This is a genomic window from Paraburkholderia phenoliruptrix, assembly GCF_047325075.1.
GTDB classification, from domain to species: Bacteria; Pseudomonadota; Gammaproteobacteria; order Burkholderiales; family Burkholderiaceae; genus Paraburkholderia; species Paraburkholderia phenoliruptrix.
Genome location: NZ_CP168530.1, coordinates 943,750 through 966,119, shown reverse-complemented (window position 1 = coordinate 966,119; position 22,370 = coordinate 943,750). Strand labels below are relative to the sequence as shown.

At 58.4% G+C, this 22,370-nt stretch carries 21 protein-coding genes and 2 pseudogenes; 13 read left to right on the top strand and 10 right to left on the bottom strand.

From position 1 onward, the window contains the following. Positions 1–12 precede the first annotated feature (12 nt). The 5 genes from ACEN8U_RS04265 (at position 13) to ACEN8U_RS04245 (ending at position 5,168) form a co-directional block, all read left to right on the top strand. Positions 13–1,410 carry an FAD-binding oxidoreductase gene (locus ACEN8U_RS04265; protein ID WP_368608058.1) on the top strand — a complete coding sequence of 466 codons (1,398 nt, stop codon included), beginning with the start codon at positions 13–15 and terminating at the stop codon, positions 1,408–1,410. A 20-nt stretch (positions 1,411–1,430) separates the two neighbouring features. Further along, on the top strand, positions 1,431–2,180 hold the full coding sequence (locus ACEN8U_RS04260; protein WP_368608059.1) for an electron transfer flavoprotein subunit beta/FixA family protein: 750 nt from the start codon (positions 1,431–1,433) through the stop codon (positions 2,178–2,180). Between the two features lie 16 nt (positions 2,181–2,196). Further along, entirely contained in the window at positions 2,197–2,955 is a 759-nt protein-coding gene (locus tag ACEN8U_RS04255) for an electron transfer flavoprotein subunit alpha/FixB family protein (protein ID WP_368608060.1), read from the top strand. A 25-nt stretch (positions 2,956–2,980) separates the two neighbouring features. Then, the gene (gene hppD, locus ACEN8U_RS04250) at positions 2,981–4,060 is read left to right on the top strand and encodes a 4-hydroxyphenylpyruvate dioxygenase (protein WP_368608061.1); all 1,080 of its coding nucleotides are present in this window, start codon (positions 2,981–2,983) and stop codon (positions 4,058–4,060) included. Between the two features lie 133 nt (positions 4,061–4,193). Continuing rightward, the gene (locus tag ACEN8U_RS04245) at positions 4,194–5,168 is read left to right on the top strand and encodes a dienelactone hydrolase family protein (RefSeq protein ID WP_368608062.1); all 975 of its coding nucleotides are present in this window, start codon (positions 4,194–4,196) and stop codon (positions 5,166–5,168) included. A 52-nt stretch (positions 5,169–5,220) separates the two neighbouring features. Here the strand turns inward: ACEN8U_RS04245 and ACEN8U_RS04240 are convergent, their stop codons facing one another. Beyond that, positions 5,221–6,333, bottom strand: coding sequence for a GlxA family transcriptional regulator (locus ACEN8U_RS04240; RefSeq protein WP_368608063.1), 1,113 nt, complete (start codon positions 6,331–6,333; stop codon positions 5,221–5,223). Between ACEN8U_RS04240 and ACEN8U_RS04235 the strand changes: the two genes are divergently transcribed. Genes ACEN8U_RS04235 through ACEN8U_RS04225 form a run of 3 tightly spaced genes read left to right on the top strand, consistent with a single transcriptional unit; the run spans position 6,304 to position 8,238 of the window. Next, positions 6,304–7,218 carry an alpha/beta fold hydrolase gene (locus tag ACEN8U_RS04235; RefSeq protein ID WP_368608064.1) on the top strand — a complete coding sequence of 305 codons (915 nt, stop codon included), beginning with the start codon at positions 6,304–6,306 and terminating at the stop codon, positions 7,216–7,218. The two genes, ACEN8U_RS04240 and ACEN8U_RS04235, sit on opposite strands and share 30 nt — an antisense overlap. 53 nt (positions 7,219–7,271) lie before the next feature. After that, positions 7,272–7,916, top strand: coding sequence for an FMN-dependent NADH-azoreductase (locus ACEN8U_RS04230; protein ID WP_368581030.1), 645 nt, complete (start codon positions 7,272–7,274; stop codon positions 7,914–7,916). A gap of 13 nt (positions 7,917–7,929) precedes the next feature. Next, complete coding sequence (locus ACEN8U_RS04225; RefSeq protein ID WP_368581029.1) at positions 7,930–8,238, top strand: YciI family protein; 309 nt, start codon at positions 7,930–7,932, stop codon at positions 8,236–8,238. Here ACEN8U_RS04225 and ACEN8U_RS04220 read toward each other — a convergent pair. The 6 genes and pseudogenes from ACEN8U_RS04220 to ACEN8U_RS04195 form a co-directional block, all read right to left on the bottom strand. Further along, a pseudogene (locus ACEN8U_RS04220) lies at positions 8,224–8,415 on the bottom strand (IS3 family transposase); the annotation flags it as partial. The gene ACEN8U_RS04225 and the pseudogene ACEN8U_RS04220 overlap by 15 nt on opposite strands. Positions 8,416–8,625: 210 nt before the next feature. Next, on the bottom strand, positions 8,626–9,051 hold the full coding sequence (locus tag ACEN8U_RS04215; RefSeq protein ID WP_413657484.1) for a nuclear transport factor 2 family protein: 426 nt from the start codon (positions 9,049–9,051) through the stop codon (positions 8,626–8,628). Between the two features lie 279 nt (positions 9,052–9,330). Further along, positions 9,331–10,227 carry an amidohydrolase gene (locus tag ACEN8U_RS04210; RefSeq protein WP_368608065.1) on the bottom strand — a complete coding sequence of 299 codons (897 nt, stop codon included), beginning with the start codon at positions 10,225–10,227 and terminating at the stop codon, positions 9,331–9,333. Positions 10,228–10,305: 78 nt separating this feature from the next. After that, entirely contained in the window at positions 10,306–11,322 is a 1,017-nt protein-coding gene (locus tag ACEN8U_RS04205) for a substrate-binding domain-containing protein (protein WP_368609973.1), read from the bottom strand. Positions 11,323–11,355: 33 nt separating this feature from the next. Further along, positions 11,356–12,351 carry an ABC transporter permease gene (locus ACEN8U_RS04200; RefSeq protein WP_368608067.1) on the bottom strand — a complete coding sequence of 332 codons (996 nt, stop codon included), beginning with the start codon at positions 12,349–12,351 and terminating at the stop codon, positions 11,356–11,358. Positions 12,352–12,396: 45 nt separating this feature from the next. Beyond that, positions 12,397–13,917 (bottom strand): sugar ABC transporter ATP-binding protein, encoded by a 1,521-nt coding sequence (locus tag ACEN8U_RS04195; protein ID WP_368608068.1) that lies wholly within the window; start codon positions 13,915–13,917, stop codon positions 12,397–12,399. Between the two features lie 399 nt (positions 13,918–14,316). Here ACEN8U_RS04195 and ACEN8U_RS04190 point away from each other — a divergent pair, with 399 nt between their 5' ends. From ACEN8U_RS04190 to ACEN8U_RS04170, 5 genes are all read left to right on the top strand, one after another. Next, on the top strand, positions 14,317–15,219 hold the full coding sequence (locus ACEN8U_RS04190; protein ID WP_368608069.1) for a LysR substrate-binding domain-containing protein: 903 nt from the start codon (positions 14,317–14,319) through the stop codon (positions 15,217–15,219). Positions 15,220–15,326: 107 nt separating this feature from the next. Further along, the gene (locus ACEN8U_RS04185) at positions 15,327–16,076 is read left to right on the top strand and encodes an SDR family NAD(P)-dependent oxidoreductase (protein ID WP_368608070.1); all 750 of its coding nucleotides are present in this window, start codon (positions 15,327–15,329) and stop codon (positions 16,074–16,076) included. Positions 16,077–16,228: 152 nt separating this feature from the next. Next, positions 16,229–17,557: an MFS transporter gene (locus ACEN8U_RS04180; protein WP_368608071.1), complete on the top strand. Its 1,329-nt coding sequence runs from the start codon at positions 16,229–16,231 to the stop codon at positions 17,555–17,557. A gap of 25 nt (positions 17,558–17,582) precedes the next feature. Beyond that, positions 17,583–18,434, top strand: a complete 852-nt coding sequence (locus ACEN8U_RS04175) for a transketolase (RefSeq protein ID WP_368577464.1) — start codon at positions 17,583–17,585, stop codon at positions 18,432–18,434. Beyond that, entirely contained in the window at positions 18,431–19,432 is a 1,002-nt protein-coding gene (locus ACEN8U_RS04170) for a transketolase family protein (protein WP_368608072.1), read from the top strand. Before ACEN8U_RS04175 ends, ACEN8U_RS04170 begins: the two co-directional genes overlap by 4 nt. Here ACEN8U_RS04170 and ACEN8U_RS04165 read toward each other — a convergent pair. The 3 genes and pseudogenes from ACEN8U_RS04165 to proX form a co-directional block, all read right to left on the bottom strand. Further along, a pseudogene (locus ACEN8U_RS04165) lies at positions 19,413–19,844 on the bottom strand (hypothetical protein); the annotation flags it as partial. The gene ACEN8U_RS04170 and the pseudogene ACEN8U_RS04165 overlap by 20 nt on opposite strands. Positions 19,845–20,121: 277 nt before the next feature. After that, complete coding sequence (locus ACEN8U_RS04160) at positions 20,122–20,511, bottom strand: carboxymuconolactone decarboxylase family protein (protein ID WP_368577466.1); 390 nt, start codon at positions 20,509–20,511, stop codon at positions 20,122–20,124. A gap of 269 nt (positions 20,512–20,780) precedes the next feature. Further along, positions 20,781–21,806: a glycine betaine/L-proline ABC transporter substrate-binding protein ProX gene (gene proX, locus ACEN8U_RS04155; RefSeq protein ID WP_368608073.1), complete on the bottom strand. Its 1,026-nt coding sequence runs from the start codon at positions 21,804–21,806 to the stop codon at positions 20,781–20,783. Between the last annotated feature and the right edge of the window lie 564 nt (positions 21,807–22,370).

The window sequence follows — 22,370 nt, the reverse complement described above, 5'->3', positions numbered from 1 at the left end:
CTGATCCAGACAATGAACGCATTCTTGAATCCGCCCGTCGATGATTTTCTTGCAGCTCTCGCAGCAGTCCTGGGCGAAACGGCTTTGGTCAGCGACCCTTCCATTGCAGCGAGCCATTCCAGCGATTGGAGCGAAGCCGTGCCGACGGTGCCGGGCATCGTCGTTTTCCCGCGGACTCCTCAGCAGGTGGCTGCGGCACTGGAAGTGTGCGGCCGCTTTCATCGACACGTCGTCATTCAAGGCGGTTTGACGGGGCTAGCCGGCGGTGCCACGCCGCGTGAGGGCGAAATCGCGCTGTCGCTGTCGAAGCTCGACGCGATTGAGGAGATCGACACCGTCGGCGGCACTGCAACCGTTCAGGCGGGCGTCGTCCTCGAAGAGTTGCAGCGGCGCGTGGAAGAGCACGACTGGTACTTTCCGCTAGATCTCGGCGCTCGCGGCTCGTGCCAGGTCGGCGGCAACGCGGCAGTGAATGCCGGCGGCAATCGCGTCATCCGCTTCGGCACGATGCGCGACATGGTGCTGGGACTCGAGGTTGCTTTGCCCGACGGGCGCCTTCTCAGCATGCTCAATCGCGTGACGAAGAATACGACGGGCATCGACCTGAAGCATCTGTTCATCGGCAGCGAGGGAACACTGGGTGCGATCACGCGGCTTGTGCTCAAGCTGTCGCCGAAACCAACGAATGCGTGTACGGCGCTCTGTGCCCTTCCGTCGTTCGACGCGGCGACCCGGCTGATACGCACGAGTCGTGCGAGGTTGCCCAGCCTATCCGCATTCGAAGTCATGTGGGACGACTTCATGCTTGCCGCGCGCGAAATGCACGCGCTAAGGCCCGCTTTCGATGCGCCCGCGCCCGTTTATGCATTGATCGAAACGCTCGGTACGGACGAGGTCGGCGAGCGCCAGCAACTCGAGGCTTTGCTCGCCGATGCAATCGAGGCGGGCCTCGTGACGGATGCCGTGGTCGCCCAGTCGATGGACGATGCACAGCGGCTCTGGGCGTATCGTGAAACCGTCGGCGAACTACTCTCAAAGCTCAAGCCTCATGCCGCGTTTGATGTAGGGGTGCCCATGGCAGCAATGGAACGTTTCGTCGACGCGGCGCGCACCGCCCTGACACAGCTGTTTCCGCACCAACGCCACCTGTTTTTCGGCCATATCGGCGACGGTAATCTGCACGTGCTGTCCGGCCCGTACGACAGTCCCGACGATCTGCACCGCGTCGAAGAACTTGTCTACCGTGTTGTCGGGGACGTCGGCGGCTCGATCTCTGCGGAACACGGCATCGGCGTCGTCAAGCGCGACTTTCTGCACCATAGCCGTTCCGCCGATGAGATGGCCTTGATGCGCGACTTGAAAAACCTGATAGATCCGGCGGGCGTGCTGAACGCTGGCCGGATTCTGTAAAAGATTCAGATGAGGAAGACGTGAAGATCATTGTTGCTGTGAAGAGAGTGGTCGACTACAACGTGAAGGTCCGGGTGAAGTCGGACGGCACGGGCGTCGATATCGCGAACGTGAAGATGTCGATGAATCCGTTCGACGAAATCGCGGTGGAAGAAGCGGTGCGTCTGAAGGAAGCGGGCGTGGCGACGGAAGTGATCGCCGTGTCGGCAGGCGTGACGCAGTCGCAGGAAACGCTGCGTACGGCGCTGGCGATCGGCGCGGACCGCGCGGTCCTGATCGAGTCAAACGAAGACCTGCAGCCGCTGGCAGTCGCCAAGCCGCTGAAGGCGCTGGTCGACAAGGAACAGCCGCAGCTGGTGATTCTCGGCAAGCAGGCGATCGACGACGATTCGAACCAGACGGGCCAGATGCTGGCCGCGCTGGCTGGCCTGCCGCAGGCGACGTTTGCGTCGAAGGTCGTGGTCGCAGACGGCAAGGCCACGGTGTCGCGCGAAGTCGACGGCGGCGCGGAAACGCTGTCTTTGACACTCCCCGCTGTCGTCACGACCGATCTGCGCCTGAACGAGCCGCGCTATGTGACGCTGCCGAACATCATGAAGGCCAAGAAAAAGCCCCTGGAAACGATCAAGCCCGAAGACCTGGGCGTCGACGTGACGCCGCGTCTGAAGACGCTGAAGGTCGCCGAGCCGCCCAAGCGCTCCGCTGGCGTGAAGGTGCCGGACGTGAAGACGCTGGTCGAGAAGCTGAAGACCGAAGCCAAGGTGCTGTGACAGGGAGACAGGGCAAATGACGAATCTGGTAATTGCTGAACACGACAACACGTCGATCAAGGCCGCGACGCTGCACACCATTGCAGCCGCGCAGAAGATCGGCGGTGACATCCACGTGCTGGTGGCCGGCCACAACGCGCAGGCAGCAGCCGACGCAGCGGCGAACATTGCGGGCGTCAGCAACGTGTTGCTCGCCGACGCGCCGCAACTCGCCGAAGGTCTCGCGGAAAACGTCGAGGCCACGGTGCAATCCCAGGGCCCGATCAAGGTCATCACGGTCCGCACCACCGGTTTCGACGCGGTCGCGGCCGAAGGCGGCAGCGCATCGGTCGAGAAGATCGAGGCGGCAGCCGACGCAGGCATCTCGCAGTTCGTGAGCCGCGAAGTCACGAAGCTGGACCGTCCGGAATTGACGTCGGCGAAGATCATCGTCTCCGGTGGCCGCGGGCTCGGTAACGGCGAAAACTACACGCAGGTTCTGGAGCCCCTCGCCGACAAGTTGAATGCGGCGCTGGGTGCATCGCGCGCGGCGGTGGACGCGGGCTTCGTGCCGAACGACTATCAGGTCGGTCAGACGGGCAAAATCGTCGCACCGCAACTGTATGTAGCCGTGGGCATTTCGGGCGCGATCCAGCATCTGGCCGGCATGAAGGACAGCAAGGTCATCGTCGCGATCAACAAGGACCCCGAAGCGCCGATTTTCAGCGTCGCGGACTATGGGCTGGTGGGCGATCTGTTCACGCTCGTGCCGGAATTCGTCAGCGCTGCCGTCTGACCCCGCCGTTTCGTGGAGAAGTGAAATGACCGATCTGTTTGAAAACCCAATGGGACTGATGGGCTTCGAATTCGTCGAATTCGCATCCCCTCTTCCTGACACGCTGGAACCGCTCTTCGAGAAACTCGGCTTTACGCTCGTTGCGCGACATCGCTCAAAGGATGTACTGCTGTACCGGCAGGGAGACATCAATTTCATCGTCAACCGCGAGCCCCGCAGCCAGGCCGCGTACTTCGCGGCCGAGCACGGCCCTAGCGCGTGCGGGATGGCGTTCCGCGTCCGCGACGCCCACCGCGCATACGACCGCGCCCTTGCGTTGGGCGCCCAGCCCGTCGACATCCCGACCGGGCCTATGGAATTGCGGCTCCCCGCCATTCGCGGAATCGGCGGCGCACCGATCTACCTCATCGATCGGTTTGAAGACGGCCAGTCCATCTACGACATCGACTTCTCGTTTCTCGAAGGCGTTGACCGGCATCCGGTCGGGCACGGCCTGCGGCGCATCGATCACCTGACGCATAACGTCTACCGCGGCCGGATGACACATTGGGCTGCCTTCTACGAGAAGCTTTTCAACTTCCGGGAAATACGCTACTTCGATATTCAGGGCGAGTACACAGGGCTCGCGTCTCGCGCGATGACGGCGCCCGATGGAAGGATCCGCATACCCCTGAATGAGGAGTCGTCGCGCGGCAGCGGGCAGATCGAGGAATTCCTGATGAAGTTCAACGGTGAAGGCATCCAGCACATCGCCCTCTCCACGGACAACCTCGTCGACACCATCGACCGGCTGCAGCTGGCCGGTGTGCCGTTGATGACCGCCCCCAACGATTTCTACTACGACGCGCTCGAATCACGGTTGCCGGGTCATGGCCAGCCGATCGACCAGTTGAAGACGCGCGGCATCCTGCTGGACGGCGCAACTGAAGGCGGAAAACAGCGCCTGCTCCTGCAGCTCTTTTCCAAAACGTTGCTGGGCCCGGTGTTCTTCGAATTCATTCAACGGCAAGGCGACGAGGGTTTCGGCGAAGGTAACTTCAAGGCATTGTTCGAGTCGCTCGAACGCGATCAGATCGCGCGCGGCGCATTGCAAACCGGGCTTTGACGCAAGAGGAGCCGCCGGGCGGCCAGTGCTTGTGCTGCCGCCCGGCGCGCGAAATGAGACGCCCCCCAATAAACAAGAAGTTCGGGCAACCGGGACCGCACGGTCATTCGCCCGTCATTCGGGAGACACATCAATGAAGCTTGTCAAAGCGCTGCTTGTCGCCATCCTCTGGATCGCCGCCGGTTGTGCACACGCGCAGAGCGGTCATGATATGGCCGCCCATGTCGAGGTCCATCAGATTCCCTCGCTCACTCTGAGTGACAGCCAGATGCTGACCGGCGATCGACACGGCGAACCCGTAATCGTGGCCGGCATCCTCCGTCTTGCGAAGCATTCCGGAAAGCAGCCGGTCGTGGTACTCATTCACGGTTCCAGCGGAATCGGCGCGAACATTGAAATGTGGGAGCGTGTTTTCAACGAAAATGGCATTGGGACGTTCGCCATAGATGGCTTCACAGGCCGCGGCATCCGGTCCACCAGCAATGATCAGTCGCAACTGGGCAGGCTGAATTTTGTTCTCGACGCCTATCGGGCGCTGGACATACTCGCGCGTGACCCTCGCGTCGATCCGGACAGGATTGTGCTGATGGGCTTTTCAAGAGGTGGTCAGGCAACACTCTACGCAGCCATGACGCGACTTAACCGCATGTGGAACACCTCCGGCGTTCGGTTCCGCGCCTACATGCCGTTCTATCCAGACTGCATGACCCGTTATCGCGACGACACGGACGTCGAGGGGCCGATCCGCGAATTCCACGGAGCCGACGACGATTATGATCCCGCACCGGCGTGTGCCGCATACATCGGCCGGTTGCGGGAAGCGGGCAAGGACGCCACGATGACGGTCTTCCCGCACGCATCGCATGCGTTCGATGTGCCGTACGCGATGCCGACTGTCGTCGCAAAAGGCGCGCAGACTGTGCGCGCCTGCCGGATTGTCGAGAACACAAGCGGGGAGCTGATTAATCAGGCAACCGGTGCACCCTTTTCCTTCCATGATGAATGCGTTCAGTCAGATCCGCACGTGGGCGGTGACGGCCAGGCGCGCGACGCGGCAATTTCTGGCGTGCTCGCCTACCTTAAGACATTGTTTGGCAGCGGCAGCTAGTCGCCCGCCCACCTGACGCCCCCCCGTCGCCACCAACAGGGCGCCGGCTGGATCAGTCGCCGTTGGCGGAGTGCCGGGGCACGGACGTCGGACCGCCATTGCGCGAAGTCGACCAACGCCTGTAATCGGCCGGAGTCATTCGGACAAGTTGGTTGAACGCACGCCGGAACGAGGTTTCGTCGCCATAGCCGCATTGCAGCGCAACCTGCTTGACGCTCGATCCGGGCCTTTCAAGGAGGACACAGGCCATCTCGATTCTGACGCGGGTGATGAATTCCTTGGGCGATTCGTTGGTCAGGCTTTTTAGCCGCCGATGCAGCGTCCGCTCGCTGAAATTTAGCGCTGCGGCCAGCGCTTCAGCGGTCAAGCCTGGGCTGGCATGGCGAACAATCTGTTCGGCTTGCAGCAGCAGCGGGTCGGTCGCGTTGACGAAACCGCGGGGAGCATAAACCAGTTGCGGCAACGGTAAGCTGTCGGCCACCGAGATATCGGCGGCCAGTCGGGCAACCTCGGGGCCAGCTTCTCGTCGGATCACATGTAAGGCCAGATCGACCCAGGACAGCGGCCCCCCGGTCGTCACTATACGATCCTGTTCTTCAACCGCAGTGCCCCATACCGGACGCGCCTTGGGAAACCGCTGCCTGAACACATGGTGCAGCCACCAGGTGGTGGTACAGCGCCTTCCGTTAAGCAAACCGGCTTCTCCCAGCACAAAGGTTCCGGCACAGGCAGCGCCCACCAGTGCACCGGCCCGATGACGCTCCCCGAGCCACGCTGCCGCGTGCCTGATAGTTGGGGATACTGGAGGCAGGCGGTCAGGCCCCAGCGCCATACCCGTCACGAGTGCCACGTCGCATTGTGTTAATTCCTCAAATGAGGCATCCACCGGGATCATGCGGCCCTGTGGGTCGCGCAGTGGGTTTCCATCGGCACTCGCGATGGTGGTGTCAAAGTTGACGATGGGCTGACCGGACATTCCATATGATGCACCTGGCGGCGGAGCGCGAAGCGCTTGCCCCGTCATCCAGAAGAGATCTGCAAGACCGGTAATGGCAGAAAGCAGACTGCCTTCGACTGCAACAATTCCTATGCGCACGATGGCCTCTGTATATCGGTCCGGGTTGGCGAATTTTGCATGAACGATGTCCAGATTGCCACCTGCCATCACCCTCCGACGTCCGATAAATTTTGGGTTGTCCTTGCTGCGGCTCTCTTCAAGATGAAAACCCCAACTGGTCCCGATTATCCGGATTCGTACCACGCCCGAGCCACCCGTCGGCCATACGTATGGCTGAGCCGGCTCGCCAAGGCCATCGCCTTCACGGTGGCGCTCGCAGGCGTTCATGCAACGGCGTTGGCGGCGCCGGCCGTACGCAACATCGTGCTCGTGCATGGCGCTTTTGCCGACGGGTCGAGCTGGAGTCCGGTTGTCGTCAGGCTGCAGCGGATGGGCTACCACGTCACTGCCGTGCAGAACCCGCTTACCTCACTTGCCGACGACGTCGCCGCGACCGAGCAGGTCTTGCGCCGGCAAACAGGCGACGTGCTGCTGGTGGGCCACTCCTGGGCCGGCGCGGTCGTTACCCAGGCGGGCAACGCCTCCAACGTCAAAGGCCTTGTGTATCTTTCTGCGCTCGTGCCTGACGATGGAGAGTCCGTCAGTGACCTCCTGCAGAGGCTCAATGCGCCCATGACAGGGCTGACACCGGACGCCCAGGGGCTCATCTGGCTTGACGACGCACGACAGTTCCAGCACGTCATGGCGTCAGATATTCCGCTTCAACAGGCTCGTGTGCTGACATCGGTTCAACAACCTGTCGCGGCGGCCTGCTTCACCGGCAAGATCCAGCATGCGGCCTGGCACGACAAGCCTGTCTGGTATCTGCACACAACGAACGACAACGCACTTACGCCGGGCGTGCAGCGAGCAATTGCTCAGCAGATAGGGGCGACGGTAACGTCGATTCGCTCCGCTCACATGTCGATGCTATCTCACCCCGACGACGTCGCAAGGCTGATCGATCAGGCAGCTCGAAGCGCATCGCATTAAATCCGCTCTGTTTGCTGGAGCATTTCACATTTTCACCTGACAGCGGGGCTCAAATGAACATCCTCCATCTTGATTCAAGCATTCTGGGCAGCAACTCGATCACACGGGAACTGTCTGCCACCGTCGTCGCGAAGCTCCGGGAGCAACATCCATCAGCGCAGGTCACATACCGGGATCTGGTCGGCAACGAGATCCGCCACCTGACCGGCGCAATCGCTTCCGGCTTCCGGCAGATCGACGCTGGCGATTTCGACGACGCCACGGTGCGTGAACATCAGATCTCCGAAAATCTCGTGACTGAGTTGCTGGCGAACGACGTCATTGTTATCGGCGCACCGATGTACAACTTTTCGGTATCCAGCCAGTTAAAAGCGTGGTTGGATCGCATCGCACAGGCGGGCCGGACGTTCCGGTACACGGAAAATGGCCCGGTAGGACTGGCAGGCGGCAGAAAGGTGATCGTCGCGTCGGCCCGGGGCGGGTTCTATGCGGAAGGGCCGCTCGGGCACATGGACTACCAGGAAAATTATCTCAAGGCATTCTTTCGGTTCCTGGGCATCACGGACGTTCAGTTCGTCCGGGCAGAGGGCGCTTCGAAACCTCAACCGGTAAGGGACAAGGGCATTGCGCTTGCCAGGGATTCGGTTGCCGGCGTTCTACAAAACCTCGACACGTCGAGCGGACAACCCGTCCAGTAAAGGGAGATGCGTCATGCTTTTTTGCATCAAACTGCAATACATCCGTACGGTCGACGAGGTTCAGGTTCATCTGGACGCCCATAAGACGTGGCTGGCCAAATACGCCGGAATTGGAAGCATACTTTTTGCGGGCCCGCTTCACGGTGAAAAAGGCGGCTTCGTGCTGGCCTATGCTGACCAGCGGGCGGAAATCGAAAAAATGATTGCTCAGGACCCGTTCCACGTTCACGGGCTGGCAACATTTGATATTCAGTGCTGCGAACCGACCATACGTGCGACCGGGTTCCCCGCCCAATGGGCAGCCGGCGCGGTGCGGGCATAACGCATCCGCCGTGCCTTCCCGCATCAAACGCCGCACCACTTTCTCCGAGATGACGACCTGTTGCCTTATCAATGCCGAGCGAATTCGACGATAGCCTTAGCAGCGATGATTGCGCTCGAAGATGTCTGCGATGACGCGACGGGCACTTGCGTGCCTGTCAGCGACCGGGACGCGAGCGCCGTAATGAATGTCGTTCGTGGACAATGTCGGTGGCGTAACCGAGTGCGAGGATTTTCGGGAAGCGCGCGCTGTTCGTGCAGCAGGTCATTGAGCGGAATCTGATAGTGCGCGGCGGCACCCACGTTCCCAGGCAGCAGTTCGTCGCCTTCGTATCCGGTCCCATCAAATTGTCGTTGAATGCCGCCACCTTTCGGCGGTCGCCAAATGCTAGCGATCCCAGCTTTGTGGCAAGCGATCTTTTGAAGTCTCAATCGATATGAGCAGGTGCTGGGAAAGATCTCCGAACAGTTCATTACCAATCCGCCGTTCGGAGAACCACCAGACATCGTCGGCCTTTATAAAACGGTCCAGATAGTCGCCAGCGATGACAGGTTGAAGAGCGAGCGTGTCGCTTTGTTGCATCACCACGACGTAGCTGTGGGAACGCGCTTGATTCTTGCCATCCGGTTCGATAGTCACATTAGACATGATGTGGTGAGTCCGCGGCGTTCCATTCGGATAAAGGCGGACGTATTGTTTCCACATTGCGGTCAGAGCAGCCCCATTGTGGCTTGCGGCAAGCTTTCCAGCTATGTATACATCGGCCCGCGAGAAAAGCTCGCCGAGTTCGTCCCACCTGCCGGTGTCGAGCAGGTGAGCGTATCGGAAAATCAGGTTCTGCCACCGTTTCGTTCGGCCTGGTGCGCAAGCGCCAGATACCGTTACACAGCAATCCTCAACGAACCGGTGGCTTCAATTTGATTGTCGCGCGACACTCACTCGCCCTCCTCAATCAACGCCGCCCGTCAATCGATAGGCCAGATGGTCCCGGGCAACGCGCAACGACACCGGCAAGCGCATACGCGCAACCAGTAAGCTGTTGATGCTCGCGCAGAATTGTCCCATCGGGTCAGTATGCAGTGGAAGTCAACATCAAAAGCGATAGACGCGTTGAGCATTGTCGTGAAACAACGCACGTCGTTCTGAGTCTGAAAAATCTTTCGTGATTTCCTTGAAAGCGTCGAACACTGCATCGTAGCCGCTGAAGAGCTTGTCAACGGGAAAGTTACTCGCGAACATGCATCGCTCTACGCCGAACGCATCGATTGCATCAAGCACAAACGGTCGAATGCTATCGACGGTCCACTTCCAATCTGCCATACCGAGCCCCGAAATCTTGCATGACACGTTCGATGCGGATGCCAGCAGCTTCATACCTTTTTTCCAGCCGTCAATTTCAGCTGGTGTTCGGTCTACCGGCATGCCGGTATGGTTAAGCACGATAGGGGTGTCCGGATATGCACTGGCAAGAGCGGTCGCTTCTTCCATCTGTGGATAATACAGTTGCAAATCGAAGGACAGGTCGTAGCGTCGCAGAAGTGCATAACCAGCTCGCCATTGCGGGTCGCTCATCAGATGTGGACTGTCGATGAATGTCTTAATGGGGTCGCGATGAAAGTTAAGACATTGACGAATCCCGCGCACGTTTGGGTACTCGAGATGTGCCTCGAGTATCTCCTGCAAGTTCCGTGACGACAGGTCAGCAAAGCCAACGATTCCGTGCGGATAGCCGTGCTTGTCCGCAACGCTCTGCAGCCAACGTGTTTCCGCAACAGGGTCGTTGTGGTCATATTCGACCTGAAGATGGACCGTCTTGACGACGTTCTGATTTTTAATGTCCGCCAGAAAATTTTCGATCAGATAGTCCTCGCGAATCGCGGAATAATCGCCGAAAACTCGCTTGAGCATGGGCCCCTGCAGCCACGGATAGTTTCCGGTCTTCAGGTCATAAAGATGATGATGGGAATCAATGATGGGAAAATTGTCCACGATGTCTCCGGATACTTTCGAATCAAAACACTGGCCGCCGACCCATTGGGAAGCGGCCTTCGCGTGTATGGGTAAGCCTTAGTAATTACCGGCTGACGGCGGATATACGCGCTTCACTGTCGCTTGGGTTGCCGGCTGGTCAATGGTCTCTTTCGTGACTAGTGGTTCCTTGAGCGCAAGCTCCTGGGTAGTCGGTTTCTTGTTCAGCGCATTGCTAACCTGCGTCGTAGCGTCAATACCCTGTCCAACGGCTTCCTGCAGAAAGATGCCCTGAATAGCGCCATCACGCAGCAGCTTGATGGTGGTTGGACTTCCATCTGCGGTAACTACTGCGACTTTCCCTGTGAGCCCCCGGGTTTGGAGCGCTTTCGCCGCGCCGGTCGCCGCTTCGTCGTACATGCCGTAGATGGCCTTGACGTCGGGATGGGCGGTGAGAATATCGTTTGCCTGCGAAACCGCTTCATTGACAGTAAGTCCATGTGTTTCGAGAACCTGGACCAGGCCGCAACCATCTGCGGCGAACGACTCCTTTGCCCCCTTCATATACTTCTGTGCGTTCTCGCGGTCCTGTGGAAGAGACAGCATCGCAATCTTGTTGCCACCTCGCTCCTTGGCGAGCTTACAAACATACGAGCCTTGCGCTTTGCCTGTCTCGTAATTATTGGCTGTGACAGCGGATGTGTAGTCTGTCTGTCCGGCCTGAGGTCCAATCCCGGCAAACGCGATGGGCACAGACTTTTCCTTGAGCAGTCGCAACACAGGGGGCGTACTCGTCGAGCTGACCGGGCCCATGACAATGGCGGACACGCCTCGCGTGAGTGCCGTCTTCACGTTGTCCATCTGCTTCGCGGGAGAGTTCTCAGAGGTGAATTCAACGTATTCCATGCCCAGTTCTTTCGCGCGCTGTTTAACCCCATAGGCCACCCACTGCCAATACGAGATGTCTAACGATGGGGCGATATATGCGACCGTCTGCTTCGACTGTGCGTGCGCAGACTGCGATACGAGGGCCGCGAAAGCAAATGCGCTGACGGCAACGATTCTGGTCAACGGCTTACCGATATGGCACAACTTAGTAGATCCGATTATGTTCATCATTGTCTCCTTGATAAATTTTATGTTGCGCGCCTACCGACGCGCTTTGGTGATGCGGTCGACAAGGACCGCGATGAGAATCACGACACCTGTCACGGTGCCTTGCCAGAAGCTGTTCACACCAATCAGATTTGCGCCGTTCTGGATAATGGTTATCATCAGCGAACCAAGCAACGCACCGATCGCGGAGCCAGTTCCACCGAAAAGGCTTGCGCCGCCAATAACGACTGCAGCGATTGCCTGAAGCATCAAGCTGGACCCCGCAGTCGCTTCTGCGTTGCTGATGTACGAGACACTTACGATGCCTGCAAACGACGCGAGCAATCCCGAGAGCATGTATGCGGAAAGGCGAACACGATTGACAGGAATGCCAATCACACGCGCAGATGAACTGCTGCTACCCACCGCATAGAGCCATCTCCCTGCCACAACCTTGCGCAGGCAAAACTCAATAACGATCAACAGCAAGGCGCACCACAAAACATAATTGATGACGCCAGGAACCAGCGTTCCAGAGTTCAGAAGCCAGTAGTTTGGGTCGTTGATTGGAAGTGAGTGACCATCGGTGACGATGAACGAGAGGCTCCCGGCGATAGCGTATGTACTCAGCGTAACGACGAATGGCGCAAGACCCACAAAAGTAACCAGCGCGCCGTTTATCGTGCCGATTGCGAGACCGACTCCGACGCCAGCGAAGCTACTGACGACGACCCCATACCCATGAGACATCGCGAGACCGGTGACCATCCCGGTTAAAGAAAAAACCGAGCCGACTGAGAGGTCGATGCCACCAGTGATAATCACAAGGAGCACCCCAAACGCCATGATGACAAGCGGTGCTGCGGCTTGGGTCACATTCGCGATGTTCCCCACTGACAGCGCTGCCGGTACGACCATCCCAACGGCCAGTTCGATGATGACAATCGCAATTGCAATGGCGATTTCTGTCCGATATGTCGATAAAATTCGACGAATACCGCCACCACCCTGTCTTGCTTCGCTCTCGATGGAATGTGTCACTGCTTTCATGTCTGTCTCCTGACTGAATCTTCAATGTTCAATCTGCATGACGCCTCAGGCAGCCATACCTGTAGCGTCGGCAAGGCTCGTTTCATTTACGTCGGTGTGGCGAAGAACACCAGTCGGTCGGCCTGAAAGGTCGAAAGCGAGCACGGTGTCGCAAAGTTCGACCAATTCCACGTACTCGGTCGACCACCAGACAACAGCCGTACCCTGGTTTGCAAGCTTGCGGACGAGTGCATAGATTTCCCGCTTCGTGCGGATGTCGACACCGCGTGTAGGCTCTTCGAGCACGAGGAGACGTGGCTTCAGCGTGAGCCACCGTGCAACCAGGATTTTTTGCTGCGTACCACCGCTCAGAGTGGATGGAAGGTGCCAGAGGGAGCCCGCGCGTATCCTGAGCGCATCAAGGAGGTTTTGCCCACGTTGAATTTCCTCATCGCGAGCAAGCTTCTTCCGCTCCACGATGCGCTGTGCTGCCATTAGGTTGTCGACGATGGGAAGTGTCGCAAGAATGCCTTTGTTTGCACGGTCGCCAGATATGTAGCCGACTCCAGCACGAGCAGCTGCCGATGGACACCGATGCTTGACCGGCGCGCCAGCCCGAGTGATCTTCCAATGCGACTTGTGGTCAAGTCCTGTTAGCGCTTCAATTAGTGTCAAGGGCCCGGTCGGCGCGCCCGCCAGACCGATGATGTCGCCCGGGCCAATGTCGAGTTCAATGTCACTAAGCTGGACGCGGATTGGCTCACCAGTACGGCTGCTACGGCCGGGCGTGTCTCGCTCAGAAGACCGAGAATCTGCGTTGGCTTCGCTTTGCTGGTCCACTTCGACGGTCTGCCCCATAAAGTCGACAATCTCGCGGTCTGTGATGGCATGAAGCGACGCGCGGTCGACGGCTGTTTTGCCGTCGCGAATGATGGTGCAAACGTCAGCAATCTGCCGTATCTCGCGCATCCGATGGGATACGAACAGGACAGCGAGATTCGTCTCAGCTATCAACTTGCGAATAACCGCAAAGAGTCGACCGGTCTCAGCTGCGGTAAGGTTAGCGGTGGGTTCGTCAAGCAGCAGTAATCTGGCGCCCGAGCGAAGCGAGCGCGCAATTTCCACCAACTGGCGTTCATGAAGCGATAGGTCGCCGACCAAACGACCAACTGATTGGCGTGCGAACTGCGTGTCTATCAATGAGAGCGCTTCTATCGCGATGGCACGCGCCCCCCGCTCGCTGTAAGTGCCAAGCGCGCGGTGCATCCTGGGCATTGCGATGTTCTCTGCCACCGAAAGATGTGGCAGTAGCGCCAACTCCTGGTTCACGACGGCAATCTCACCGGTATCGGCCAGAGATGCAGCAGAGCCGCCAAGTTCGCGGCCAGCGAACTCTAGCGTGCCACCATCTCGCTCATGTTGACCAGAGATAATCTTGATGAAGGTCGATTTACCCGCGCCGTTTCCCCCAAGGAACGCGTGAACCTCGCCAGACCGGATGGACAAATCAAAGCCTTTCAGAACGCTCGTCGGGCCGAAGCTTTTGACAATTGACTTTGCGAGCAGCAGGGTTGGCTGGTCGGCCATTACATATCTCCGTCGCGATACTGCGAGCGAGCGTCTCCGGCTGCATGCCGTGACATCTGCGTGCAGAAATTGGACAAATCTCGAAGCGTACCTGGATGGGTACGGCGCGATCGGGACTGAACACTGTCCCGCTTGCGACTTGCCTTAACCGCAGTCGGCCTTGTAGTCGCGTACGACTCGCATATCAGGAAGGAATGGCAAATGACGCATCGCTGTCTCCTGCGCAGCTGCTGCACCGCGCAATGTATATATGAGGCAAGTCCGTAAGGGACTTCCCGGCCCGACACGGGTAACATTTAATTTGTCTTCGAATCCGTATCGCCTGATGTCGAGAATGGCAGCGACGCCCCTCCGAAGGCAATGCAGTTTTGTTCAATCGCGGCTGAAAAAAATTTGACTATGCGAATCCCTCCTTTGAAAGCCATCATCGCTTTCGAAAGCATCGCCCGCACCAAGAGTGTCAACCGTGCGGCTGAAGAGCTGGACCTCACTGCCTCAGCTGTCAGTCATCAGCTGAGCAATCTCGAATCGATGATTGGTCAATCGTTATTCCAACGGACGGGACGTGGCCTTGTCCTGACGCCAACCGGCGAACGCTATCTGTCTGATGTGACGGGGTCGCTGGCCGATCTTAGCCGCGCCACAGAGCGAGCTTCAAGCCAGAAGGAGGTCGACATCCTGCGCGTGCATTCAAGCCCGAGCTTCGGACTTATGTGGCTGCTGCCGCGGCTGTCGTCGTTCCAGGAAGCCAACGGGGACGTTCAACTGAACGTGGCCTGCTCGTATGAGAATGTCTCGTTTTCCAACGGGTACTACGACATCGACATTCGCCACGGCTATGGTGAGTGGAGCAACCTCGAAGTACGAACCGTGCGCGGTGAATTTATCGCGCCGCTGGCGTCGCCAGCCTATCTCGAGCGTCATCCGGTGAAAACGCCGGATGACCTGCTTGACCAGCGACTCGTCTATTCGGAAACGCCTCTCGTCCAATGGCGTCAGTGGTTCGGGCGTGCCGGCGTAGCCGCCGCGCATAAGACCTTCGATTTCTCTTTCGACCGTTCCTACATGTCGATCGAGACCGCTTCGCTGGGGCTCGGAATCGCGCTCGAAAGTGTGATGATGGCCTCTCAGAAGATAAGGGACGGCGCGCTTGTGCAGGTATTCGACGACAGTCATTCGGTCGAGGTGGGAGCACATCATCTGGTTTACCCTAGCCAAAACGCCGATTTGCCTCGGGTTGCAAAATTCCTCTCATGGATTGAACAGGAAATCGAACGCAGCAAACCCGGTTCGCAGGGATAACCCTGGGGTGAAAATTTCTCAGCCACGGTTGAAGGGAACTGTGTTGATGCAAGGGTTGCGGGCGGACAAACTTCGCCTACACCTAATTCATCAACGGAGACTCTCATATGTTGCTCGAGAATCAAGTCGTCATTATCACGGGCGCGGCGTCGGCACGCGGCATCGGTAAGGCAACAGCAAAGGTACTGGCGGCGCAAGGCGCGCGCATTGCTATCCTGGACCTGAACCAGTCAGATGCAGAAAGCGCCGCGCGTGACCTCGGCGAAGGCCACCTGGGCCTCGCCTGCGACGTTACCGACAAAGCGGCGTGCGTAGCCGCTACAGATGCGGTGGCAGCAAAGTACGGCCGCATCGATGCATTGGTGAACAATGCCGGTATTACGCAGCCCATCAAGACGCTCGAAATTTCGAAGAACAATTTCGACGCGGTGATCGGCGTAAGTCTGCTGGGAACGCTGTACATGTCACAGGCTGTTATTCCTCACATGAAACAGCAGCAACGTGGCAGCATCGTTTGCATGTCGTCCGTTTCGGCGCAACGGGGCGGAGGCATTTTCGGCGGCCCTCACTACAGCGCAGCGAAGGCTGGCGTCCTTGGACTTGCCAAGGCGATGGCACGAGAGTTCGGCGGTGACCATATTCGCGTCAATTCGATCACACCAGGGCTTATCCAGACAGACATCACTGGCGACAAGCTGACGCCGGAGATGCGCGCTGACATCATCAAGGGCATTCCCCTGGGGCGCCTCGGTGAAGCAAACGACATCGCCAATGCTTGTCTGTTCCTCGCGAGCGACCTCTCTGCTTATCTGACAGGCATCACGCTCGACGTCAACGGCGGCATGCTGATTCACTGAAGTCACCTGCCGAAATTACCCGCTTGTGTTCGCCCCGCCGGCGCACACGATGACGCACGAGGTCGAACCGAGGCGTCTTGCCGCGCAAGCGGCCCTAAAGGATGGAGCCGGGCCCGTCACATCGACGGGTTCAGGTGAAAGGAGACAACCCCATGAAATCCAAACTGGCCACACCGGGCATCGGTGCAGACCTGTCCGCTTCCAGCGACATCTCAAGCTTCGAAGCAAAGACTTACGCAAAGGTCGCTCGGCGCCTGATACCGTTCCTGATGCTCTGTTACCTCGGCGCATATCTCGATCGGGTGAACGTCGGCTTTGCGAAGCTGCAAATGCTCAATGACCTGCGCTTCTCCGAAACCGTGTATGGCATCGGCGCGGGCATTTTCTTTCTGGGCTACTTCCTCTTCGAGGTACCCAGCAACGTGATTCTGCACAAGGTCGGCGCTCGGAACTGGCTCGCCCGCATCATGCTGACCTGGGCGGTGATTTCTGCGAGCTTTGTGTTTGTAAAGACCCCCACAACGTTCTACGTTCTGCGGTTTTTGCTTGGCGTCGCAGAAGCGGGATTTGCCCCGGGTGTGATTCTCTATCTCACTTACTGGTTTCCCGCAGCCCGGCGCGCCAAGGCACTGTCCATGTTTTTCATGGCGATTCCATTGGCCGGTATCCTCGGTGGTCCGCTGTCAGGCTGGATTATGCATGCTTTCCAAGGAGCGCATGGGCTCGACGGCTGGAAGTGGCTGTTCATGCTGGAGGCCCTGCCTTCACTGTTCCTCGGCGTCGCAATCTTCCTGTATCTGGACAACGGAATCGCCAGCGCCAAATGGCTTTCCGACGATGAAAAATCCCTACTCAAACGGAACGTGGACAATGACCGTACGAAGGCGACCGAACACGTTTCCATTCGTGCTTTCGTCCGCGACCGTCGTCTGTGGTTGATGGCAGGAATCTATTTCTGCGTCGTGCTCGGACAGTACGGACTTACCTTCTGGTTGCCCACAATCGTTCGACGCACTGGTGTCGCAGACCCGCTGTGGGTAGGTGTTCTGACCGCGATTCCCTACATCTGCGCCATCATCGCGCTGCCCATACTCGGAGGTAGTGCCGACAAACGTCGCGAGCGCCGACTCCATCTGGCGATTCCGATGCTGGTCTCAGCGGCCGCTTTTGCAACGCTGCCGATGTTGGGAAGCGTGGGTGCATCGATTGTATGTGTGAGTGTCGCAGCTGCGGGCATCCTTGCGTCATCCTCACTTTTCTGGGCACTGCCCACCGCGGTGCTCGGTGGCATGTCTGCCGCTGCCGGAATTGCTGCGGTCAACTGTTTCGCTAACCTCGCCGGCTTTTTCTCGCCTGCCATCGTTGGGTGGCTCAACGACTTCACTGGCAAGGCGACCGCGGGTCTCATCTTTATTTCGACAGCCGTAGTGCTGGGCGCCGTGCTGGTTTTCTTCGTGCCAGCCAAAACGGTCAATCGCTGACCAAACTCTTTCAAGGAGACGAGTAATGAGTACCACCGTCATCGAGGATGTAACGCTCGCCGAGCGCGCCTATCGCATCCGACGCAATGCCCTGCTCATGGGCGAAGTGCAGGGTCAAGGTTATATCGGTCAGGCGCTGGACATCGCCGACGTTTTGGCTGTCTCGTATTTCGGCGCGATGAACTACCGGTCGGCCGAGCCCGATTGGGAGGACCGCGACCGATTCCTGCTTTCGAATGGTCACTATGCCATCGCACTATATGCCGCGCTCTTCGAAGCCGGCATCCTTCCGCCGGAAGAACTCGAAACGTACGGTAGCGATGATAGTCGCCTTCCGATGTCTGGCATGGCAAGTTATACACCCGGTATGGAGATGTCTGGTGGTTCTCTCGGCCAGGGGCTGACCATCGCCGTAGGCCGGTGTCTCGGCTTGAAGCGTAAAGGCTCGAAATCCTTTGTGTATACGCTGTTTTCCGACGGTGAGCTTGACGAAGGAGCAATTTGGGAAGGCCTTCTCTCGGCGGCACATTGGAAGTTGGATAACCTCATTGCAATGATTGACGTCAATAATCAGCAAGCCGACGGTCCCTCGACGCAAATCATGGCGTTCGAGCCGCTTGTTCCAAAACTCGAGGCGTTTGGTTGGTATGTGCAACGGGTCAACGGCAACGATATCGATTCCGTAAAAGACGCGTTCGATAAGGCGCGCAATCTGAAGGAACCGAAGCCGCGAATCATCGTCTGCGATACAAAGATGGGGTGTGGTGTTCCTTTCCTTGAGCAACGGGAAAAGAACCACTTCATTCGCGTAGATGCGCATGAATGGAAGCTGGCATTGGATGCACTTGATGAAACTTTCGCAGGGAGCAAAGCATGAACTCGGTTGTCGATAAAAAACCTCGTCTGAAAACGTCCGCGATGATTGCTTCTATCGCCGGCGAAGGTCAGGTAACCCGGTCTGCTCCGTTCGGTCACGCACTCGTCGAATTGGCTCGCGCGAAAACAAATGTCATTGGCATGACGGCCGACCTTGGCAAGTACACCGACCTCCATATCTTTGCGAAAGAATTCCCGGAGCGGTACTACCAGATGGGCATGGCGGAGCAACTTCTGATGGGAGCCGCCGCCGGCTTTGCTCACGAAGGAGCGCAGCCTTTCGTCACCACATATGCGGTGTTCGCGACGCGCCGCGCATACGACTTTATCCATCAGACCATCGCCGAGGACAACCTTGACGTCAAAATCGTCTGTGCGTTGCCCGGGCTGACAACCGGGTACGGTCCAAGCCACCAGGCCGCCGAAGACCTGGCGCTCATGCGCGCAATGCCGAACATGACGGTAATTGACCCTTGCGATGCCCTTGACATCGAACAGATGGTGCCAGCCATCGCAGCGCACGAAGGTCCTGTCTATGCTCGACTCCTGCGCGGCAACGTTCCGGCAGTGCTTGATGAATACAACTACCGGTTCGAACTCGGCAAAGCAAAGATGCTGCGTGATGGGAACGACGTACTCGTCATCTCCTCCGGCATCATGACAATGCGAGCACTGGAAGTCGCGAAGGCGATGGAGGCCGACAAGGTGGACGTCGCAGTGCTGCACGTTCCGACCATCAAACCGCTCGACACGGAGACCATTATCCGCGAGGCGAAGCGGACCGGCCGTATGGTAGTCGTCGCTGAGAACCACACGGTCATTGGCGGTTTGGGTGAAGCTGTCGCAACGACGCTCTTGAGCGCTGGCGTTTCGTGTACGTTCAAACAGGTTGCGCTGCCCGACGAGTTTCTTGACGCCGGAGCGCTGCCCACGCTACACGACCGTTATGGCATTTCGACAGCTGTCATGGCGGCCAATATCAAGCAGTGGCTGGTTTAAACGTCGGCAAATCAATCGGCGTTCGCATATCGAGCATGCGAACGTCAGCAACGATCGCTGTCCTTGGGCCAGCGCTCGGAGCGCGGGTGAAACTGTTGAAGTTCGTAGAGGCTGCTAATGGCGTTCGACTAGCTTGCGGCTCGACGGTCAGCGTGAACGCCTGCGGCGTCTGCAGCGGTAGCACGGGCGGGCTGTCAAGCAGGCGGCTCAATATGTTCAGCACCGTCTGCTTGTTCGGCGCGCCAGCCTCGAATGCCAGCTCAACGGCAGCGAGCACCATCTGTTCGTCGTGCCGCAGCACGAGCGGCAGAATCTCGACCATCTCCCGGTCGCCCGCTGGGCGCATGAGCGGCACGCCCTGCAGCCTGCGGAAGCCAGCTGGGAACTCCGTGAAGGGTGCACCGTTGCGAAGCTGAACCTTCGTTATCGATTTGTGGTTTATCGCAAGCGAGGCCGTGTTTGTGGTTTAGCCGTTGCCATTGAAAGCACAACAGCCCCCCCGCCTTGCCTTCTCTGCGCGTGATCTTGAGCAGCGCGACTACTTGTGTTTTGGAATCAGAGGACATGAAAATCCTTCGGATGACAGAGGTTGAACCGCCAGGAAGTAGCGGACCGGCTAGCCGGCTCGCCGCTTGTTCTGCTTGTCGGGCTGCGTGCGGGAGGAACGCGAACGTTGTGCTCCCCGCCGGTCAGTCCAGCGCGCCCTCGCTCACCAGCACCTCGTGCGCCGCTTTGAAGGCACCGAGGCCGTGGGGAATGCCTGAATAGGCCGTCGCGTGCAGCAAGGCCGCCTTGATCTCTTGAACGCTGACGCCGTTGTTCAGGGCTCCCTTTACATGCAGCTTGAGTTCGTTGGTATGGCCCGCCACGGTCAGCAGCGCGATCTGCATCAGGCTGCGGGTGCGACGGTCCAGCGTGTCGTCGCCCCATGCCCATCCCCAAGCCCAGGCCGTGGTCGCGCGCTGGAAAGCCATCATGAAATCGTCAGCTTTCGCCAGCGAGGCATCGACGTAATCGGCACCCAATACCTCGCGGCGGATCGGCAGGCCCTTGTGGAACAGCGCGTCGTCTTCGTTCATCTCCATGCTCCTTTCAGCGGGTGAAAAAACGCACGGCTTGCCGCGCGCGTGGTCGATGTCATCCCTCACTTGGCTTGACTCGCTCGTGACCCACTGATTGAGCTGAGCCTTGTTGCCGGCCATCCAGTCGTTGGCGGGTTGGAAGCCTCCGGTGCCGGCAGCCAGAAAGGCAGCACAAATCTGCTCACGCCGATGGTCTCGAGGTCGACGGTGCGTTTGCAAAAGCGCACCGCCATCCCCTGCAGGGTATAAAAACGCGTCACCACAAATCAACGTGCCTTGCTTGCCGTAGCGACCCATTGGTCGAATTGCGACTGGTTACTCGCGATCCATGCATCCGACAGCTTCTTGACCACAGAAACGGAGCCGCCTTCCTTGCTAATCGCGCCTTCCCATTCTGACCAGGTCGAGAGAGGGAAGCGGATTTGTTCGAGTAGAGCCTTCACCGCCGGGTTGCCGGCCAGAAACTGTTTATTAGCAACTGTGTCGTAGTTCCATGCCCCCATGGCCATCCGGCACGGGTCCGCTCCGCCGGCACAACCCACAACGCCTTTAACCAAGGCTGAGCCGCGAGCAGGAACATCGGGCGGCAGTGCATCCTGCGGAGTTGGAAGCCAAACGACATCGCTACCGGGCTTGAGTGCGTTAGTCATCCACGACGGACTCCACGCATAATAAAACGCCGGTTTCCCGTTTCGGACCTTCGCGACAACGTCGGCCATGAGCGCCTCGTACTTGCCGCGTATCGGTTTCACGGTCTGCTTCAAACCAAATTTGTCGAGCTGGTAGTCGACCACGACCCCGCAGCTCCACGCGGGGTCGCAACTGATCATTTCTGCCTTGCCGTCGCTGCCGAACAGCCCCGCAATCTTTGGATCCTTCATCTGCTGCAGATTCGTGATGTTGTTGGCTACCGCCGTCTTCCTGTCGACCAGATATCCATTGATACCGCCGCCGATAATCATGCCGTCCCCAACCAACGTCGCCTGCTGCGCGATGGCGCGAAACCCGGGCTCACGCTGAGGCAGCGTCACGTCCGTGGCGAGATCCATGTCTCCTTGCGACACGGCCTGGAAGAACAACGTCGTGTCCATGGTGCTCAGCCGAACGTCGTAGCCCAGTTTTTTTAGAGCCTGAGATGTGATTTGCGCGACCACGTAATTCCCACCCAGACTGTCATCCTGGGCGTAATGAACCGTCTTGCCGGTTCCGGGCAACGTCGTCTGTGCTCCTGCCGTACCAGCCAGAAAAAAACTCGCTGTCACGGCACCCATAACCTTTGCAAATGTGTTCATCGATGCTCCTGTTGAGCTAATCGTTCATTGATCGATTGAAGATGTTCGCTACTCACTTCGACTCCGATGTACATAATCCGCATCGCGCGCGTTGCCAGCGTGGCGATCTCAGACTCCTGCAGGTGAAAGCCCCTGCGAGGAACTGCCAGGCGCACGATGCACAGTGCCGGCGCGGTCAGTCAAAGGCCAGCCTTCACCGATGGGTTTTCGTTCGAACCACGTCCAAATGCACGCGCCTTGACGGGAAAGATATGTGACAAAAATTCCATCCACTTCCTCTGTCCCAGAGGAAAGCCGCAATTAATTAGTAGCGTTTTGTAGGCAGGGTTTTCAGCGATACGTCCCAGAGCCGGACGGGTCCGCGACGGAGCAGAACTGAAGCCGAGGGAGACGTTCTTTCATAGGCCGTGTGGATGACAAGCCCATCGGAGGAAAGGTAACGACAAACTTCCGGCGAAACGCGGATGACACCTGTTGTGGCCTCGCATAGCATTGCTTCAAGTTGTTCCCGTCGGATAATATGAATCACGAGACCCGACGCGGGATCGAGTTGAAATTCCGGAT